The organism is Streptomyces sp. 8L, from assembly GCF_020176795.1.
In the GTDB taxonomy this organism is placed as follows: Bacteria; Actinomycetota; Actinomycetes; order Streptomycetales; family Streptomycetaceae; genus Streptomyces.
This window is the reverse complement of the sequence record NZ_JAIUKE010000055.1, coordinates 22,713-40,822: the sequence shown is the minus strand read 5'-3', so window position 1 is coordinate 40,822 and position 18,110 is coordinate 22,713. Positions and strand designations below refer to the sequence as shown.

Sequence of the window (18,110 nt, the reverse complement as noted above, 5' to 3'; positions counted from 1 at the left end):
GTGCGGTCGCCGTCCCGCGACCGCACCGGCGTCCGCGCGGGCCGGGCCGTGTCCCACGATCCCGCGGACATGGCACGGCGCCGGCGGCGGTCAGAGCCGGTCGCGTACCAGCCGTGCCGTCTCCGACGGTGTGGAGCCGACGCGTACGCCGACCCCTTCGAGCGCCTTCTTCTTGGCTTCCGCGGTGCCGGACGAGCCGGAGACGATGGCTCCCGCGTGGCCCATGGTCTTGCCCTCGGGCGCCGTGAAACCGGCGATGTAGCCGACCACCGGTTTGGTGACGTGCTCGGCGATGTACGCGGCGGCGCGCTCTTCCGCGTCGCCGCCGATCTCGCCTATGAGCACGACGAGTTCCGTCTCCGGGTCGTTCTGGAAGGCGGCCAGGCAGTCGATGTGGGTGGTGCCGACGACGGGGTCGCCGCCGATGCCCACCGCCGACGAGAAGCCGATCTCCCGCAGTTCGTACATGAGTTGGTAGGTGAGCGTGCCGGACTTGGAGACGAGTCCGATCCGGCCGGGCGTGGGGGCGATGTCGGCGGGGATGATGCCCGCGTTCGACTGTCCCGGGCTGATCAGGCCGGGGCAGTTGGGACCGATGACCCTCGTACCTTTCCCTTCAGCATACGCCTGAAACACCACGGCGTCGTGTACAGGGATGCCCTCGGTGATCACGACGGCCAGCGCGATGCCCGCGTCCGCCGCCTCCATGACCGCGGCCCCGGCGAACGGCGGTGGCACGAAGATCACACTGACATCGGCGCCGGTGGCCGCCATGCCCTCGGCGACCGAGCCGAAGACCGGCACCGGTGTGGGCGCGCCCGCCCGGCCGTCGGGGCCGCGGGGGACGTCGAAGTCGACGGTCCTGCCCGCCTTGCGCGGGTTGACACCGCCGACCACCGCGGTACCCGCGGCCAGCATCCTGCGGGTGTGCTTCATGCCCTCGCCGCCGGTCATGCCCTGGACGAGGACCTTGCTCTCCTTGGTCAGGAAGATCGCCATGTCGAATCGCTCCTCACGCGGCGTGGGCGAGGACGGCGGCCTGGCGCGCCGCGCCGTCCATGGTGGTGACCTGCCGGACGAGCGGGTGGGCGCGGCGGTCGAGGATCTCCCGGCCGCGTGCCGCGTTGTTGCCGTCGAGCCGTACGACGAGCGGCTTGGTCAACGTGACGGATTCCAGGGCCCGTACGATGCCGTCGGCGACCGCGTCGCAGGCGGTGATACCGCCGAAGACATTGACGAAGACGGACCTGACGGACGGGTCGGAGAGGATGACCGACAGGCCGTCGGCCATGACCTGGGCGGAGGCGCCGCCGCCGATGTCGAGGAAGTTGGCCGGGCGCGCGCCGCATCCCGCGACCACGTCGAGCGTCGACATGACGAGGCCGGCGCCGTTGCCGATGATGCCGACCTCGCCGTCGAGCTTCACGTAGTTGAGGCCCTTCCCGGCCGCCGCGGCCTCCAGCGGGTCGGCGCCCGCGTCGCGGGGCGCCTCGCCCCACCGCTCCTGGCGGAAGCGGGCGTTGTCGTCGAGGGTGACCTTCCCGTCGAGGGCGACGATCCGCCCGTCGGCGGCCCGCACCAGCGGGTTGACCTCGACGAGCAGGGCGTCCTCGCGGACGAGGACCTGCCACAGTCCGCGCAGTACGGGTGCGGTGTCGGCGGGCAGGCCCGCGGCGACGGCGATCTCCATGGCCTTGGCCTCGGTGACACCCTCCGCGGGGTCGATGGGGACGCGGGCGACGGCCCCGGGCCGGGTGGCCGCCACTTCCTCGATCTCCATGCCGCCCTCGGCCGAGGCGATGGCGAGGAACGTACCGGCGGCGCGGTCGAGCACGTACGAGACGTAGAACTCGCTGTCGATGTCGACCGTCTCGGCCAGCATCACCTTCCGCACGGTGTGGCCCTTGATGTCCATGCCGAGTATCTGACGTGCCGTCAGTTCCGCTGCGGCCGGGTCGGCCGCCAGTTTCACACCGCCCGCCTTGCCCCGGCCGCCGGTCTTCACCTGAGCCTTCACCACCACACGCCCGCCGAGCCGTTCGGCCGCAGCGCGCGCCCCGTGGGGCGTCGACGCGACTTCGGCGGCGGAGACCGGAATGCCGTGTTCTGCGAAGAGTTCCCTGGCTTGGTGCTCATACAGATCCATGCCGCTCCTCTTTTTCGTCAAGTGCCGCACGCCCCCTGGACACCACCCCCGGAGATGGGGGATAACAAGGTTCATACAGTATTCGTAGACTGTATGCAATGTACCGGGAGCGCCTCACCGCGTTCTGACGAAGGGACAGGAACACTCCATGCCCGACGACAGCCAGGCACAGATCTCCGGTGGCCACCTCGTCGCCAAAGCACTCAAGGCGGAGGGGGTGGAGCGCGTCTACACCCTCTGCGGCGGTCACATCATCGACATCTACGACGGGTGTGTGGACGAGGGCATCGAGGTCGTCGACGTACGCCACGAGCAGGTCGCCGCCCACGCGGCCGACGGCTACGCGCGCATCACCGGCAAGCCGGGCTGCGCGGTGGTGACCGCGGGTCCCGGCACCACCGACGCCGTCACCGGTGTCGCCAACGCCTTCAGGGCCGAGTCACCCATGCTGCTCATCGGCGGCCAGGGCGCCCACAGCCAGCACAAGATGGGCTCGCTCCAGGATCTGCCGCACGTCGACATGATGACGCCCATCACCAAGTTCGCCTCCACGGTGCCCGACACCGCGCGCGCCGCCGACATGGTCTCCATGGCCTTCCGCGAGTGCTACCACGGCGCGCCCGGGCCCTCCTTCCTGGAGATCCCGCGCGACGTGCTGGACGCGAAGGTCCCTGCGGAGAAGGCCAGGGTGCCGCGCTCCGGCCAGTACCGCGCCTCCACGCGCACCGCGGGCGACCCCGACGCGATCGAGAAGCTCGCCGACCTGCTGGTCGGGGCCGAGAAGCCGGCCATCCTGCTGGGCAGCCAGGTGTGGACGACGCGGGGCACCGACGCCGCCGTCGACCTGGTCAGGTCGCTGAACGTGCCGGCGTACATGAACGGCGCCGCCCGCGGCTCGCTGCCGCCCGGCGACCCCCACCACTTCCAGCTCTCGCGCCGCTACGCGTTCTCCAACGCGGACGTCATCGTCATCGTCGGCACCCCCTTCGACTTCCGCATGGGCTACGGCAGGCGCCTCTCCCCCGACGCGACGGTCGTACAGATCGACCTGGACTACCGCACGGTCGGCAAGAACCGCGACATCGACCTCGGCATCGTCGGGGACGCCGGCCTCGTCCTGGAGTCCGTCGCCCAGGCGGCGAGCGGCCGGATCAACGGCGGCGCGGCCCGGCGCAAGGGCTGGCTGGACGAGCTGCGGGCCGTGGAGCAGGCGGCGCTGGAGAAGAGGCTCCCGAGCCTGAGGTCGGACGCCTCGCCGATCCACCCGTACCGGCTGGTCAGCGAGATCAACGACTTCCTGACCGAGGACTCGGTCTACATCGGCGACGGCGGCGACATCGTCACCTTCTCCGGACAGGTCGTGCAGCCCAAGTCACCGGGCCACTGGATGGACCCGGGCCCGCTGGGCACCCTCGGCGTCGGCATCCCGTTCGTGCTCGCGGCCAAGCAGGCGCGGCCGGACAAGGAGGTCGTCGCGCTGTTCGGCGACGGCGCCTTCTCCCTGACCGGCTGGGACTTCGAGACGCTCGTGCGCTACAACCTGCCGTTCGTCGGCATCGTCGGCAACAACTCCTCGATGAACCAGATCCGTTACGGCCAGGCCGTCAAGTACGGCAAGGACCGCGAACGGATCGGCAACACCCTCGGTGACGTGCACTACGACAAGTTCGCCCAGATGCTGGGCGGTTACGGCGAGGAGGTCCGCGATCCGGCCGACATCGGGCCCGCGCTGCGGCGTGCGCGCGAGTCCGGGCTGCCGTCGCTCATCAACGTGTGGGTCGACCCCGACGCGTACGCGCCGGGAACGATGAACCAGACCATGTACAAGTGAGGAGTCCCTCCCATGACCCAGGCAGTTCAGGCCCCGGGCGCCACCCAGGCGCTGGCGGGCGTACGCGTCCTCGACATGACGCATGTGCAGTCGGGCCCCTCCGCCACCCAGCTGCTCGCGTGGCTCGGCGCCGACGTGGTGAAGCTGGAGGCTCCGAGCGGTGACATCACCCGCAAGCAGCTGCGGGACCTCCCGGACGTGGACTCGCTGTACTTCACCATGCTCAACTGCAACAAGCGCTCCATCACACTGAACACCAAGACGGACCGCGGCAAGGAGATCCTCACCGAGCTGATCCGCCGCTCCGATGTGATGGTGGAGAACTTCGGCCCCGGCGCGGTCGACCGGATGGGCTTCACCTGGGAGCGCATCAAGGAGATCAACCCGCGGATCATCTACGCCTCCATCAAGGGCTTCGGTGAGGGCCCGTACACCAACTTCAAGGCGTACGAGGTCGTCGCGCAGGCCATGGGCGGCTCGATGGCCACCACCGGTTTCGAGGACGGACCGCCCACCGCGACGGGCGCGCAGATAGGCGACTCGGGCACCGGTGTGCACGTGGTGGCCGGCATTCTCGCGGCGCTGTACCAGCGCGAGTCCACCGGGCGCGGCCAGCGGGTGAACGTCGCGATGCAGCACGCCGTCCTCAACCTGTGCCGGGTCAAGCTGCGCGACCAGCAGCGCCTCGGGCACGGCGCGCTGCGCGAGTACCCCAACACGGACTTCGGCGACGAGGTGCCGCGCAGCGGCAACGCGAGCGGCGGCGGGCAGCCCGGCTGGGCGGTGCGGTGCGCGCCCGGCGGACCCAACGACTACGTGTACGTGATCGTGCAGCCGGTGGGCTGGGCGCCGATCACCGAACTCATCGGCAGGCCCGAGCTGGCCAACGACGCCGACTGGGCCACGCCCGAGGCACGGCTGCCCAAGCTGGGGAAGATGTTCCAGCTGATCGAGGAGTGGACCTTGGGACTGCCCAAGTGGGAGGTGCTGGAGAAGCTCAACGCCCACAACATCCCGTGCGGTCCCATCCTGTCCACGAAGGAGATCATCGAGGACGCCTCGCTGGCCGCGAACGACATGGTCGTGGAGGTCGAGCACCCCACCCGCGGCACCTTCACCACCGTCGGCAACCCCCTCAAGCTGTCGGACTCCCCTGTGAAGGTCACGAGTTCCCCCCTGCTCGGCGAGCACAACACCGAGGTCTACGGCGAACTCGGCCTCGGCGACGAGGAGCTGAGCACTCTGAAGACGAACGGAGTCATCTAGTGTCACAGAACGAGACCGCCCGGTCGGCCGTCAGGGCCGTACTGGACGCGGCGCTGGCCGAGGGCCGTACGGCGCTGACCGCCCCCGAAGGGAAGGCGATCAGCGACGCGTACGGCATCCCGACGCCGGCCGAGGCACTCGCCGAGTGCTCCGACGACGCGGTCCGGCTCGCGGACCGCATCGGCTTCCCGGTGGCGATGAAGATCGTGTCGCCCGACATCCTGCACAAGACCGACGCGGGCGGGGTGCAGATCGGCCTGAAGTCGGCGTCCGAGGTGCGCGGCGCGTTCGCGTCGATCGTGTCCAACGCCCGGGCGTACGACGCCGACGCGCGCATCCTCGGCGTCCAGGTCCAGCAGATGGTGCCGGAGGGCACCGAGGTGCTCGTGGGCACCGTCACCGACCCGACGTTCGGCAAGATCGTGGCGTTCGGTCTCGGTGGTGTGCTGGTGGAGGTCCTGCGGGACGTGACGTTCCGGCTCGCCCCTGCGACCGAGGACGACGCGCTCTCGATGCTGGACGGCATCCGCGCCGCGGAGGTCCTGCGCGGCGTGCGCGGCGGGAAGGCCGTGGACCGCGCGGCGCTGGCCGGCCTGATCGTACGGGTGTCGCGGCTGGCCGCCGACTTCCCGGAGATCGCCGAGGTCGACCTCAACCCGGTGTTCGCCACGGACTCCGGTGTGATGGCGGCGGACGTGCGGATCATCCTGACCGGGCAAGCGCCCGCCGCCCGGCGGACGTTCACCCGCGAGCAGATCCTCACCTCGATGCGCCGGCTGATGCAGCCGGAGTCGATCGCGGTGATCGGCGCCTCCAACGAGCAGGGCAAGATCGGCAACTCGGTCATGCGCAACCTGATCGACGGCGGCTTCCGCGGCGAGATCCACCCGGTGAACCCGAAGGCCGACGACATCCTCGGCCGCAAGGCGTACGGCAGCGTCACCGACGTGCCGGGCGAGCCGGACGTCGCGGTGTTCGCGATCCCGGCGAAGTTCGTGCCCGCGGCACTTGAGGAGGTGGGCCGCAAGGGCATACCCAACGCGGTGCTGATCCCGTCCGGGTTCGCCGAGACCGGCGAGCACGAACTCCAGGACAGGATCGTGAAGATCGCCGAGGAGCACGGCATCCGGCTGCTCGGACCGAACATCTACGGCTACTACTCGACGTGGCAGGACCTGTGCGCCACGTTCTGCACGCCGTACGACGTGAAGGGCGGTGTGGCCCTCACCTCGCAGTCCGGCGGCATCGGCATGGCGATTCTCGGGTTCGCCCGTACCACGAAGACCGGTGTGTCCGCGATCGTCGGCCTCGGCAACAAGTCCGACCTGGACGAGGACGACCTGCTGACCTGGTTCGGCGAGGACCCGCACACCGAGTGCATCGCGATGCACCTGGAGGACCTCAAGGACGGCCGCGCGTTCGTCGAGGCGGCGCGGGCCACCGTGCCGAAGAAGCCGGTGGTGGTGCTGAAGGCGGGCCGCACGGCGGCGGGGGCGAAGGCGGCCGGTTCGCACACCGGCGCGCTGGCGGGCGACGACGCCGTCTACGACGACATCCTGCGGCAGGCCGGTGTGATCAGGGCCCCGGGGCTGGCCGACATGCTGGAGTACGCGCGAGCGCTGCCCGTGCTGCCCACGCCGAAGGGCGACAACGTCGTCATCATCACCGGGGCCGGCGGGTCCGGTGTGCTGCTGTCCGACGCGATCGTGGACAACGGCATGAAGCTGATGGAGATCCCGGACGATCTGGACGCGGCGTTCCGGAAGTTCATCCCGCCGTTCGGCGCGGCCGGCAACCCCGTCGACATCACGGGCGGCGAACCGCCGTCCACGTACGAGAAGACGATCCGCCTGGGCCTCGAGGACCCGCGCATCCACGCGCTGGTGCTGGGCTACTGGCACACGATCGTCACTCCCCCGATGGTCTTCGCCGAGCTGACGGCCCGTGTCGTGGCGGAGTTCAAACAGCGGGGCATCGAGAAGCCCGTCGTCGCGTCGCTGGCGGGTGACACCGAGGTGGAGGAGGCCTGCGCCTACCTCTACGAGCACGGTGTGGTCGCGTACCCATACACCACGGAACGGCCGGTCCAGGCGCTCGGCGCCAAGTACCGGTGGGCCCGGGCGGCGGGGCTGCTCACCACGTAACCGAACTCCTCAAAGCACCAAGAGTCCGGACAGGGGGCGCTGGCCAGGTTCTTTGGAAGCCGAAGGAGACAAACCACCCATGAGTAGCGACGTAGGGCGGGAGACGGCGCCGGCCGCCTACCGCGAGATCACGGACGGCAAGGGCCGCGTCTACCGCATCGGCGAGAGCGACCGGGAGATCCTCGGCCACTCGCGCAAGCTGATGATGTGGCTGCCGTGGGCCGCGATGTTCGCGATCAGTGTGTTCGAGTACGCGTACGGCTCTGCCGAGGACGTGCTCTCCGACGCCCACAACTGGACCCAGAGCAACACCTTCTGGATTCTCAGTGTGTGGACGTTCTTCCAGGCGGGCGTGTCGTTCCCGACCGGATGGCTGCGGGAGAAGGGCTACCTCAAGCCGCGGGGCGCCGTGCTGCTCGGCTCGGTCCTGGCCCTGCTGGGATTCCTCGCGATATCCCACTTCGACAATGTGTTCCTCGCCATCATCGGGTTCGGCGTGCTCGGCGGCGTGGGGTCGGGTCTCGTGTACTCCACATGCATCAACATGACCGGCAAGTGGTTCCCCGAGCGGCGGGGCAGCACGACCGGCTTCGTCAACGGCGGTTTCGCGTACGGCTCGGTGCCGCTCATCTTCATCTTCAACTTCGCGTTCGACACCAGCAATTACCATGTGGTGCTGGACCTCGTCGGCGTGTACGTCATGATCGTCCTGCTGGCGGTCGCCTGGTTCTTCAAGGACCCGCCGAAGAACTGGTGGCCGGCCCACGTCGACCCGCTGAAGCGGGGCGAGGCCGGCTCCAAGACCGCGCGGGCCCTGGCGAAGAACCCGCCGGCCGTCAAGCAGTACACCCCCATGGAGGCGATCAAGACAGGTCAGCTGCCGCTCATCTGGGTGCTGCTGGTGATCACCGCCGGTGTCTCCATCTTCGGTGTGTCCTTCCAGGTCCCGTTCGCCAAGGAGGTCGGCTTCGGCCCGCTGGTCGCGGCGAACTCCGCGGGCGTCCTCTCGGTCGTCAACGGTGTCGGCAGGGCCGTGGTCGGCTGGCTCTCCGACATCATGGGCCGCAAGCTGGCGCTGATCATGGTGATCCTGGTCCTCGGCCTCTCGCAGTTCGGTGTCATGTGGGCGGGCAACATCCACAGCGAGTGGCTGTTCCTGGTGTTCGCGTTCTTCTCCGGGTTCGGCGGCGGAGCGTTCTACCCGATGTTCGCCACGCTGGTGCCGGACTACTTCGGCGAGAACAACAACGCGACGAACTACGGGATCGCCTACAGCGGCAAGGTGGTCAGCGGTCTGTTCGGCTCCGGCCTCGGATCGATGGTCATCGACAGCTGGGGGTACAACGGCGCCTACGTCACGGCCGGTGTGATCTCACTGGTGGCGGCGGCCCTGGCGTTGCTGCTGCGGCACCCGGGGGCGCCGCGCCGTGGGACGGTGCCCAATCCCAACCCGGTCAGCCGCGAGGCGACATGACCGGCACCTGACCGGCGGACCGCTGCCGTCCGCCGGAACTCCGCGGGCCGCGGCTCGCGACCTCCACCCGCGGACGGCTCCTGTCACACCGGCGGGGGGGGGGGGGGGGGGGGGGGGGGGGGGGGGGGGGGGGGGGGGCCGGCGGGGGGCCCCCCCCCGCGCCGCCGCGCGCCGCCCCCCCCCCCCCCCCCGCGCCGGGGCCCGGGCCGGGGGGGGCGGCCGCCCCCCCCCCCCCCCCCCCCCCCCCCCGCGGAGTGCGCGCTCCCGGCCTGCGGCGGCCGCGAGCGCCCGGGGCTCAGCCCTTCGCCCTCTCCGTCAGCGCGTGCAGGCTGTTCGCCGACTTGCGGGCGAATTCGAGGGAGTCGGCCGGCTGGTCGTGCTCGACCTGCCAGTTGTGGGTGGTGCGCCCCTTGTTGGTGGCGTTGACCTTCTGGATGAAGGTCTTGTAGTCGATGTCACCGTCACCGACGTCGACCATGTCGTAGCCGTCGCGCGCGTCGGGGTCGTGGACGCCGTCCTTGACGTGGAACAGCGGGTAGCGGTGGGGCTGCTGGACCACGTAGTCGATCGGCTCGAACGGCCGCGGCCTGCCCTCGGGGGTGACGCTGAAGCGGAACTGCGCCGTGTAGGCCCAGTAGATGTCCATCTCCAGGAACACGTACCGCGGGTCGGTCTCGGCCAGCAGCACGTCGTAGAGGCGCACGTCGGGGTTGTCGGTGGCGAAGCCGAACTCGTCGCCGTGGTTGTGCTGGTAGAACTTCATGCCCCGGGCCTTCGCGGCCTCGCCGTACGTGTTGAACTCCGCGGCGGCCCGCTTCCAGGCGTCCACCGTGTTGCCGTACCGGTTGGGGCTCGACGCCGTTCCGATGTGTTCGAGTCCGAGGGCCTCTGCGTCGTCCAGGACCCTGCCGAGGCTGGTGGCGAAGCTGTAGCCCTTCGGATCGTCGGTGAAGTAGCCGACGTGGCTGCCGATGCCGTCGAGGCCGTAACTCCTGGCGAGCCGGGCCACCTGTTTCACGGTGATCGGCCCGATGCCCTGGGTGTAGCCGGCGTACTCGATCTGGTCGTAGCCGAACTCAGCCAACTCCTTGAAGACGGACGCGAATCCGATCTCCTGGATCTTGTCGCGGACCGAGTAGAGCTGGATGCCGAGGCGCCCGGGCGGCAGCACGGGGCGGGTCGGGGCCGTCCTCTTCCGCGCGGCGGCCAGGGGCGCGGCGCCCGCGGTGCCTGCGGCGAGGCCGAGCAGCGTGGCGGCGCCGGCGCCCGCGGTGACGCCGAGCATGCCGCGTCGGGAGAGCCGGTGGGCGAGCTCGGCGTCGGCGGTGTTCCTGCGGATCATGGGCGGGACTCCCTCTGTGGTCGGTGCGGGTCTGCGAGGCCGAGGAGCAGGGACTTCACATCGGTCGCCGCGACGCGGCCACCGACGGCTCCGGGCTCGGAGCACAACAGCACGGGGCCCTCGTCGTCGCTCGCCGGCAGGCGGCCGTGGCTGCCGCGGATCGGCGAGGCGTCGAGCGGCACGACGGCGAGCCGGTAGCGCATGCCCGCCTTCTTGCGGGCGAGCGCCGCGGCGGCCCTCAGCCGGACGTAGGGATCGTGCGGGTCCATGAAGAGCTCGACCGGGTCGTAGCCGGGCTTGCGGTGGATCTCCACGAGCCGCGCGAAGTCCGGGGCGCGCGCGTCGTCCAGCCAGTAGTAGTACGTGAACCACGCGTCCGGCTCGGCGATCGCGACGAGCTCGCCGGAGCGCGGATGGTTCAGCCCGTGGCGCTTCTTGCCGTCGTCGTCGAGGAGTTCCGCGATGCCGTCGAGGCCGGCGAGCGCCTCGCGTACTGCGGTGCTCTCCCCCGGCCGCCCGGGCCTGCGGAGGTAGATGTGGGCGATCTGGTGGTCGGCGACGGCGAAGGCGCGGGAGGCCATCGGGTCGAGGTACTCCATGCCGTCCTGGGTGTGCACCTGAAGCAGTCCCGCCCTGCGCAGGGCGCGGTTGATGTCGACCGGGCGGGACACCCCGGTGATGCCGTACTCGGACAGCGCGACGACGGTGCGGTTCGCCCGGCGGGCGTCGTCGAGCAGCGGTGCGAGGGCGGTGTCGAGGTCGGCGGCGGCGCGCAGGGAGCGCGGGTCGTCGGGGCCGTGGCGCTGGAGGTCGTAGTCGAGGTGCGGCAGGTAGCACAGCGCGAGGTCGGGGGCGCGGGTGCGCAGGATGTGCCGGGTCGCGTCGATGATCCACTGCGAGGAGACCAGGTCCGCGCCCGGGCCCCAGAAGTGGAACAGCGGGAACGTGCCGAGCCTCGCGGTGAGTTCGTCGTGCAGCGCGGGCGGGCGCGTGTAGCAGTCGGGTTCCTTGCGGCCGTCCGCGTAGTAGACGGGGCGCGGGGTGACCGTCCAGTCGGTGTCCGCGCCCATCGCGTACCACCAGCAGATGTTGGCGACGGTGTATCCGGGGTACGCGCGCCGGGCCGCGTCCCACAGCAGGTCGCCGGAGACGAGTCCGTTGTGCTGGCGCCACAGCAGGACGTCGCCGAGTTCGCGGAAGTACCAGCCGTTGCCGACGATGCCGTGCTCGGCGGGAAGGGTGCCGGTCAGGAACGTGGACTGCGCGCTGCAGGTGACGGCGGGCAGCACGGTCTCCAGCGCTGCCCGTGACCCGGCGCGCGCGAGTGCCGTCAGGTGCGGCATGTGCGCGAGCAGGCGCGGGGTCAGGCCGACGACGTCGAGGACGAGGAGCGGGACCGGCCCCTCGGACGGCGGCGGGGTCGTGGCAGGCGGGGTCGTGGCAGGCGCCGTCGTGGCAGGTGGGTTCGTGGCGGGCGGGGTCATGGCAGCTCCTTCAGCCCGAGATCGGTCAACAGGTCCCGGGCGAGGACGAGTTCGGCTGCTATGCCGTCGGCGAGGCGCCCCCGGGTGCGGGGCCGCAGCTCGGCGGGGAGCGCCTGCCAGGTGTATGTCTCGACCTCCAGGTGGCGGGTGCGCGGCTCTGCGACGGCGACGAGGGCGGCCAGTACGGTGCGCAGCACGTCGAGTGTGGAGGTGAGCGGGGGCGCGGGCGGCGCGTGCAGGGGTACGTGGAAGTGTGCGCGCCAGGGCCCGCCGTCCGGCAGCGCCCCGCCGGCCAGGGCCTCGTCCAGGTCGTCCGTGCCGTGCAGGCCCGCCGCCGTACGGGTACGGGTCTGATGGAGGAAGCGCGGTTCCGCGAACGCGCCGAGCGCGGCCCGGACTTCCGGCAGATGCGGCTGCTCGGCGTGCAGGGCTGCGGAGAGCTGGGTCTTGGGGACAGTGACACCGGCGGCGGCCAGCGCGGCGAGGGCGGCGAGCGGGTCCTCGAAGGAGGTGGCGAGGTGGCAAGTGTCGACGCACACGCCGATCCGGTCGGAGGCGAGGGCGGCGACGGGTGCGATGGCGTCGGCGGTGGTCTCGACCGTGCAGCCGGGCTCGGGTTCCAGGGCGATCCGGATGGACTTGCCGGTCAGTTCCTCCAACGCGTCGAGCCGTCGCGCGAGGGTGGCCAGCGCGGCGTGCGCGGTGCGGGCCGCTTCGGCGCCGTACGCGGTGCGCCAGGCGAGGGGAAGGGTGGAGATGGTGCCCTCGGTGACGTCGTCGGGGAGAAGGGCGGCGAGGAGCCGTGCGAGGTCGGTGGTGTACGCCAGGCGCTCCGGATCGGCCCAGTCCGGCTTGTACACGCGGTACTTGACCTCGTCGGAGCCGAAGCCGTCGTAGGGGAAGCCGTTGAGGGTCACGACTTCGAGGCCGCGCCGGTCGAGTTCCGAGCGCAGGCCGCGCAGCCGCGCCGGGTCGTCCACGAGGGTGCGGGCGGCGCGCCTGGCGAGCCACAGGCCGATGCCGAGGCGGTCGCGGCCGAGGCGCCTGCGGACGGGTTCGCAGTGGTCGCGGAGCTGGGCGAGCACGCCGTCGAGCGTCTCGGCGGGGTGCACGTTGGTGCAGTACGCGAGGTGGACGGTGGAGCCGTCGGGGTGGCGGAAGCGCATGGCCTCACTCCCCGCCGCGCAGAACGGAGTTGCCCTCGTGCAGCGCGCCGTCGGCGGTGCCCGGTCCTGGCACGTCGAGCTGGAGCCGGCCGCTCTGGCCGTAGAACGCCACGGGGTTGGCCCAGAGCACCTGCTCGACGTCTCGGTCGGTGAAGCCCGCGGCGAGCATCGCGTCGGCGACCTTGCGGGTCTTCAGCGGGTCGCTCTTCCCCCAGTCCGCCGCGGAGTTGACGAGGATCTTCGCGGTGCCGTACTCCCGCAGGACGGCGACCATGCGGTCCTCGTCCATCTTGGTGTCGGGGTAGATGGAGAAGCCCATCCAGCAGCCGCTGTCCGCCGCGTCCTCGACGGTGGTCTCGTTCAGGTGGTCGAGCAGCACGCGCTCGGGCGGCAGCTCGGACTCGCGTACGGCGTCGACGGTGCGGCGCAGCCCGGTGCGTTTGTCGCGGTGCGGGGTGTGTACGAGGGCGGGCAGGCCGTGGTCGGCGGCGAGCTGGAGCTGCGCGGCGAGGGCGTGGTCCTCGGCCGGGGTCATCGAGTCGTAGCCGATCTCGCCGACGGCGACGACGCCGTCCTTGACGAGGTAGCGGGGCAGCGCGTCCAGCACGGGGGTGCAGCGCGGGTCGCCGGCCTCCTTCGGATTGAGGGCGAGGGTGCAGTGGTGGGCGATGCCGTACTGGGCGGCGCGGAACGGCTCCCAGCCGAGCAGCGCGTCGAAGTGGTCGAAGAAGCTGGCGGGCGAGGTGCGGGGCTGGCCGAGCCAGAACGACGGCTCCACGAGGGCGCGCACCCCGCTGTCGTACATGGCCTCGTAGTCGTCCGTGGTGCGGGAGGTCATATGGATGTGGGGGTCGAAGATGCGCATCAGGACTCCAGTCCCGTCAGGGCGAGTACGCGGTGCAGGCCGGCGGGCACGGGCCGCCCCGCGGCGCCGCGTTCCGCGGCGAAGTCGCCGAGCATGCGGGCGAGTTCGCGATCGCCCGCGGCGCGCCTCGCGAGGCCCGCGACCTGCTCGACGGGCACCCCTGTGAAGAGGCACTTGAGCACGGCGTGCCGCCAGGCGTGCGGGTGCAGGTGGTCGGCGGCGTACGGCCCCACGGCCGCGGCGACGAGCCGCGTGTCGTTGGCCCGCAGGGCGTCCTCGACCAGCGGCACGGCCTCGGGGCCGGGGACGCGGCCCGGCAGGGCGAGCAGGACGGCGCGCCGCTCGGCGCCGCTGCCCTGCCGGTAGAGGCGATCCAGGGTCGCGACTCCGGCCCCGGCGCGGTCGAGGAGCAGGACGCGGACGTCGTCGGCGTTGTCCTGGCCGCACACCCGCCCGGCGGCGGCGAACCTGAGCTCCCAGGCGCCGTCTCCCGGTGCGGCGGCCTCGGCGAGCGCCGCGTCCAGCCACGCGCGGGCCGGGCCGTCGAGGCGGGGGGCAAGCGTGGCACGGGTGGGTCTCATACCGGTGCCCCCTTCGCGCGGGTGCGGGCGAGTCTCATACGCGTGCTCCCTTCGCGCGGGCGCGGGCGAGTCTCATACGCGTGCTCCCTTCGCGCGGGCGCGGGCGTGCCTGAGGAACTCGATGGAGCGCCGGGCGAGTTCGGGTCCGGCGTGCGAGTGGCGTGGCAGCTCGACGACGGTGAGGCCCTGGTAGCCGACGGCGTCGAGTGCGTCGAGCACGGGCGGGAAGTCGATCTCGCCGTCGCCGAACGGCAGGTGTTCGTGCACACCGCGCCGCATGTCCTCGATCTGTACGTGGCGCAGCCAGGGCGCGGCGTCGCGCACGCAGTCGGCGGGCGGGGCCGGTTCGAGGCACTGGCAGTGGCCGACGTCGAGTGTGAGTCCGAGGGACGGGGGGTCGCCCAGGCGGTGGCGCAGGGTGTGGAAGGACGCGAGGTCGCCGACGAGGTGGCCGGGTTCGGGTTCGACGGCGAGCGGAACACCGGCCAGGTCCGCGGCGTCGAGGACCGGTGCGAGGCCCTCTTCGAGCCGGTCCCACCCCGCCCGCGGCTCCTCGCCCCCGCCGAGTGCGCCGCTGAAGCAGTGGACGGCGCACGCACCGAGGTCGGCGGCGACGCGTACGGCTCTCAGCAGCAGTCCGACGCGCGCGGCACGCGCGGCGGGGTCGGCGTCGAGCAGTGTGGGGCCGTGCTTGCGGCGAGCGTCGAGCACATAGCGCGCCCCGGTCTCGACGGTGACGCCGAGCCCGAGCGAGCCGAGGCGCGCGGCGACGGCGCGGGTGCGGCCGGCGAGGTCGGGGGCGAGCGGGTCGAGGTGCATGTGGTCGAGCGTCAGGCCGACGCCGTCGTAGCCGAGATCCGCGAGGAGCCCGAGGGCGTCGTCGAGCCGCAGGTCGGTGAGGCCGTTGGTGCCGTAGCCGAGACGCGGGCTCATGTGGGGCTCACCTTCCTGGCGAGGTGCCGGGCGACGGGCACAAGGCCGGCGAGGGCGAGGGCGGTCGGCGGATCGCCCGCGCGGGCGGCCAGCGCGGACTGGAGCGGGATCAGGGCGCGGATGCCGCCGCCGACCGCGCGCTGGGTGAGCGGTGGTGAGGGATTGAGGAGGGCATGCCACATCGGACGTACGGCAGTGGCCAGATAGGCACAGACGAGACCGGCGGAGACGAGCGACGCGACGGGGTCCGGGGCCAGCCCGCACGGCACCGGGCCCGGCGGGTCCCCGTACGACGGCACACCGGACGGAAGGCCCGGCGCGGGCCAGCGCCGCGACACACCGGACCGAAGACCCGGTGGGAACACGACCGACGGCACACCGGACAAAGGCCCCGGCACAGGCCAGCGCCACGACACACCGGACGGGAGGCCCGGCAGGTCGTCCCCGCGCGCGGCTCCCGGTCCGGTCCGCTCGGGGCGCGGCCCCGCCGAACCGCGCGGCGCGGTGGACGGGACAGAGGGCGCGCGGACCAGCGCCGCCGACAGCGCGGCCGTGGCCGCCAGCGCCGCGAGGGGCGCGGCCCGCGCGCCACCCCGGGTCTCGCCGCGGGAGACGGCGGTGACCGCGGCCGTGTGGGCACCCACCGCGAGGGCGCCGGGCAGCGCGGCACCGGCCCGGCCGCCCGGCGCGGCGCTCGCGCCCAGCAGTACGTCGAGCGAGCGGGCCGCGCCCATCGCGACCGGACCCGCGACGGTGTGTTTCAGCTTCAGGTCGTACGCCCACACGGTCGCGGCCACCGCGGCCGACACCGCGAGGGTTCGGCGCCCCGCCAGGGCCGCCAGGGCCAGGCCGGCCGCCGTCAGGGCGCCTGCCGCGCCCAGCGCGGCGCACGGGGCGACCCGCCCCGACGGGATCGGGCGGTGCGGCCGCTCGACCGCGTCCTCCTCGCGGTCCGCCCAGTCGTTGAGCGCCATGCCCGCCTCGTACAGGCACAGGGAGGACCCGATGGCGAGCGCGGTACCGCGGCCGGGGCGCGCACCTGCCGTCGCCGCACCGGCCAGGGCGTCGCCCGGAACCGTGAACAGCGCCGACACGCGCAGCAGTTCGGCCCAGGCGCGGGCACGGCCCAGGAGGCTCACGCGTCCGCTCCCAGGCGTACGGCGAAGGCCAGCAGTTCCTCGTACTGCTCGGCGAGCGCGACGATACGGCCGTCCGGGTCCTTGAAGTAGAAGCCCAGCTCGGGAAGGGGGCCGCCGATGCCCGCCTCGTGTGCGCGGCCGACGAGCCGGGCGAGGTCGAGCACGAGGGGCGCGGCGAGCGCCGAGTCACACCCCTGCCAGGTGGTCTGGAGGGTCATCCGGGAGCCGAGGAATCCGTCGAAGGCGATGTGGTCCCACGCCGTCTTCCAGTCGCCGAGCGCCGGTACGTCGTCGATGTGCACCTCGCCCTCGGGGACGGCGCCGAGCGCGTCGGCGAGGACACGTTCCTTGCCCGCGTTCTTGGCCGCCGCTGCCGCCGGGTCCGCGAGCGCGGCGCCGTCGCCGCCGCCGAGCAGGTTCGTGCCCGACCACGCCCGTACGGTCAGGGCGCGCCGCACGAACATCGGGGCGAGCACGGACCGCAGCAGCGTCTGGCCGGTCTTGCCGTCGCGGCCCGCGTGGGGAAGTCCGCTCGCCTCCGCCACGCAGGCGAGCGCGGGGGTGCGCAGGCCGGTGGACGGTGTGAAGTTGACGTAGCCGCAGCCCGCGCGGAGCGCCGCCGCCGCGTACAGGGAACTGGCCGGCAGGCGCGGGTCGCCGGGTCTGGGCAGGGGTTCCGTCGAGGAGACGTTGACGACGACGGTGCGGGCGGCGCCCGCGCGGTGTGTGAATCGGGTGATGTCGGCGGCGAAGGCGGCGATGAGTTCGTCGTCGTCCCTGGTGTCGCCGGGGCCCGGGCCGCCGGGTCTGATCTCCGCGTCGGCGGCGGCCAGTTCGGCCGTGATGGCGCCGGCGAGCCCGTGGGGCAGCACGCCCGCCGCGGTCAGCGCCTCGGCCCGCTTGGGCAGCGGGCAGCTCGCGGTGTCGTGGCCGCCGAAGACGAGGGAGGACAGCGCGGGCAGGCGGGCCGCCGCGAACGGCGGTGTCTCGGTGACCATGCCGGTCGGCGGACGCAGGCCCGCCGTCACCGCCGCACACCCGGCGATCGCGGTCGTCGCGACGGAGCCGCGCGCCCCGACGAGCCAGACTCCGGTGCGCGTTGTGGTCGATTCGCTGCTGGTCGTCGTCACGGGCTGCCTCCTGCCGCCGATGTGCGGGTGTGCTGTGCGCTGCGCTCACGCGGTGCGGTGTGCCGGTGCGGTGTGCTGACGCGTGCTCCGCCGGTGCGGTGTGCGGGCCCGAGGCGGTGGGCGGGGGGTACGGCGCCTCCCCGCCCACCCCCGGCGCGTGGGCGCCGGCGGTCAGGGGCCGGACGTCAGGCGGTCCTGGCGGCCGGCGACCCGGTCCGGGCCATGGCGGTGCTGGTACTGGTACGCCTACTGGTACGTGTACGGGTGCGCGACGCCGCCCGGCGGTGCGGGCCGGGCCGCCCGCCCGCGGCAGCGGAGAGGAGACCTGCCCGCGCGATAGGGGGTGTTCCGGCTGTGGGACGTCCTCTGTGCACGAAAGTCCTCCGGAGAGTGGGCTGTTCGTACGCTTCCGGTACGCGCCCGGCACCGGTGGTGAAACGTGGCCGCGGTGTGTACGCCACACCGGGCCGCTGTCCTGTGCGTCCTCTGTGGACGGTAGCCGGGTTCGTCCCGGACCGAAAGACCTTGCGCATGGATACGCTCATCTTTTCCCAGCGCCAGGACAAAGCAGTGTGCGGGCAGGCCGGACCGCCCGGCGGCACACCTCCG

Annotated in this window: 14 protein-coding genes; 4 read left to right on the top strand and 10 right to left on the bottom strand. The window is 72.2% G+C overall.

The genetic code is table 11. The features are described from left to right. Positions 1-90: 90 nt before the first annotated feature. The gene (gene sucD / locus LCE31_RS06825) at positions 91-999 is read right to left on the bottom strand and encodes a succinate--CoA ligase subunit alpha (protein WP_225013081.1); all 909 of its coding nucleotides are present in this window, start codon (positions 997-999) and stop codon (positions 91-93) included. Positions 1,000-1,012: 13 nt separating this feature from the next. Next, positions 1,013-2,146, bottom strand: a complete 1,134-nt coding sequence (gene sucC / locus LCE31_RS06820; RefSeq protein WP_225013080.1) for an ADP-forming succinate--CoA ligase subunit beta — start codon at positions 2,144-2,146, stop codon at positions 1,013-1,015. Positions 2,147-2,294: 148 nt separating this feature from the next. Here sucC and LCE31_RS06815 point away from each other — a divergent pair, with 148 nt between their 5' ends. From LCE31_RS06815 to LCE31_RS06800, 4 genes are all read left to right on the top strand, one after another. Further along, the gene (locus LCE31_RS06815; protein ID WP_225013079.1) at positions 2,295-3,977 is read left to right on the top strand and encodes a thiamine pyrophosphate-binding protein; all 1,683 of its coding nucleotides are present in this window, start codon (positions 2,295-2,297) and stop codon (positions 3,975-3,977) included. Positions 3,978-3,989: 12 nt separating this feature from the next. Then, positions 3,990-5,243 (top strand): formyl-CoA transferase, encoded by a 1,254-nt coding sequence (gene frc, locus LCE31_RS06810; protein ID WP_225013078.1) that lies wholly within the window; start codon positions 3,990-3,992, stop codon positions 5,241-5,243. After that, positions 5,243-7,387, top strand: coding sequence for an acetate--CoA ligase family protein (locus LCE31_RS06805; protein WP_225013077.1), 2,145 nt, complete (start codon positions 5,243-5,245; stop codon positions 7,385-7,387). Before frc ends, LCE31_RS06805 begins: the two co-directional genes overlap by 1 nt. Before the next feature lie 79 nt (positions 7,388-7,466). Then, complete coding sequence (locus LCE31_RS06800) at positions 7,467-8,861, top strand: OFA family MFS transporter (protein WP_225013076.1); 1,395 nt, start codon at positions 7,467-7,469, stop codon at positions 8,859-8,861. A 295-nt stretch (positions 8,862-9,156) separates the two neighbouring features. On the opposite strand, the gene LCE31_RS06795 is transcribed toward LCE31_RS06800, so the two are convergent. The 8 genes from LCE31_RS06795 to LCE31_RS06760 all read right to left on the bottom strand — a co-directional run bounded on the left by LCE31_RS06795 (position 9,157) and on the right by LCE31_RS06760 (position 17,501). Continuing rightward, the gene (locus LCE31_RS06795; protein WP_225013075.1) at positions 9,157-10,203 is read right to left on the bottom strand and encodes a sugar phosphate isomerase/epimerase family protein; all 1,047 of its coding nucleotides are present in this window, start codon (positions 10,201-10,203) and stop codon (positions 9,157-9,159) included. Continuing rightward, the gene (locus LCE31_RS06790) at positions 10,200-11,687 is read right to left on the bottom strand and encodes a nucleotide pyrophosphatase/phosphodiesterase family protein (protein WP_225013074.1); all 1,488 of its coding nucleotides are present in this window, start codon (positions 11,685-11,687) and stop codon (positions 10,200-10,202) included. Before LCE31_RS06790 ends, LCE31_RS06795 begins: the two co-directional genes overlap by 4 nt. Beyond that, positions 11,684-12,853, bottom strand: coding sequence for a metabolite traffic protein EboE (eboE, locus tag LCE31_RS06785; RefSeq protein WP_225013073.1), 1,170 nt, complete (start codon positions 12,851-12,853; stop codon positions 11,684-11,686). The genes LCE31_RS06790 and eboE overlap by 4 nt, the downstream gene beginning before the upstream one ends. 4 nt (positions 12,854-12,857) lie before the next feature. After that, complete coding sequence (locus LCE31_RS06780; RefSeq protein ID WP_225013072.1) at positions 12,858-13,718, bottom strand: TatD family hydrolase; 861 nt, start codon at positions 13,716-13,718, stop codon at positions 12,858-12,860. Beyond that, positions 13,718-14,299 (bottom strand): EboA domain-containing protein, encoded by a 582-nt coding sequence (locus tag LCE31_RS06775; protein ID WP_225013071.1) that lies wholly within the window; start codon positions 14,297-14,299, stop codon positions 13,718-13,720. Before LCE31_RS06775 ends, LCE31_RS06780 begins: the two co-directional genes overlap by 1 nt. 72 nt (positions 14,300-14,371) lie before the next feature. Continuing rightward, positions 14,372-15,232, bottom strand: a complete 861-nt coding sequence (locus LCE31_RS06770; protein ID WP_225013070.1) for a sugar phosphate isomerase/epimerase family protein — start codon at positions 15,230-15,232, stop codon at positions 14,372-14,374. After that, entirely contained in the window at positions 15,229-16,362 is a 1,134-nt protein-coding gene (locus tag LCE31_RS06765) for an SCO3242 family prenyltransferase (RefSeq protein ID WP_263631522.1), read from the bottom strand. Before LCE31_RS06765 ends, LCE31_RS06770 begins: the two co-directional genes overlap by 4 nt. Before the next feature lie 5 nt (positions 16,363-16,367). Continuing rightward, positions 16,368-17,501 carry an inositol-3-phosphate synthase gene (locus tag LCE31_RS06760; RefSeq protein ID WP_225013068.1) on the bottom strand — a complete coding sequence of 378 codons (1,134 nt, stop codon included), beginning with the start codon at positions 17,499-17,501 and terminating at the stop codon, positions 16,368-16,370. Positions 17,502-18,110 lie beyond the last annotated feature (609 nt).

What these genes read in the sequence shown, in the direction of transcription:
- sucD (WP_225013081.1), bottom strand. Translation starts at nt 999, where the DNA reads ATGGCGATCTTCCTGACCAAGGAGAGCAAGGTCCTCGTCCAGGGCATG.
- sucC (WP_225013080.1), bottom strand. Translation starts at nt 2,146, where the DNA reads ATGGATCTGTATGAGCACCAAGCCAGGGAACTCTTCGCAGAACACGGC.
- LCE31_RS06815 (WP_225013079.1), top strand. Translation starts at nt 2,295, where the DNA reads ATGCCCGACGACAGCCAGGCACAGATCTCCGGTGGCCACCTCGTCGCC.
- frc (WP_225013078.1), top strand. Translation starts at nt 3,990, where the DNA reads ATGACCCAGGCAGTTCAGGCCCCGGGCGCCACCCAGGCGCTGGCGGGC.
- LCE31_RS06800 (WP_225013076.1), top strand. Translation starts at nt 7,467, where the DNA reads ATGAGTAGCGACGTAGGGCGGGAGACGGCGCCGGCCGCCTACCGCGAG.
- LCE31_RS06795 (WP_225013075.1), bottom strand. Translation starts at nt 10,203, where the DNA reads ATGATCCGCAGGAACACCGCCGACGCCGAGCTCGCCCACCGGCTCTCC.
- LCE31_RS06790 (WP_225013074.1), bottom strand. Translation starts at nt 11,687, where the DNA reads ATGACCCCGCCCGCCACGAACCCACCTGCCACGACGGCGCCTGCCACG.
- eboE (WP_225013073.1), bottom strand. Translation starts at nt 12,853, where the DNA reads ATGCGCTTCCGCCACCCCGACGGCTCCACCGTCCACCTCGCGTACTGC.
- LCE31_RS06780 (WP_225013072.1), bottom strand. Translation starts at nt 13,718, where the DNA reads ATGCGCATCTTCGACCCCCACATCCATATGACCTCCCGCACCACGGAC.
- LCE31_RS06775 (WP_225013071.1), bottom strand. Translation starts at nt 14,299, where the DNA reads ATGAGACCCACCCGTGCCACGCTTGCCCCCCGCCTCGACGGCCCGGCC.
- LCE31_RS06770 (WP_225013070.1), bottom strand. Translation starts at nt 15,232, where the DNA reads ATGAGCCCGCGTCTCGGCTACGGCACCAACGGCCTCACCGACCTGCGG.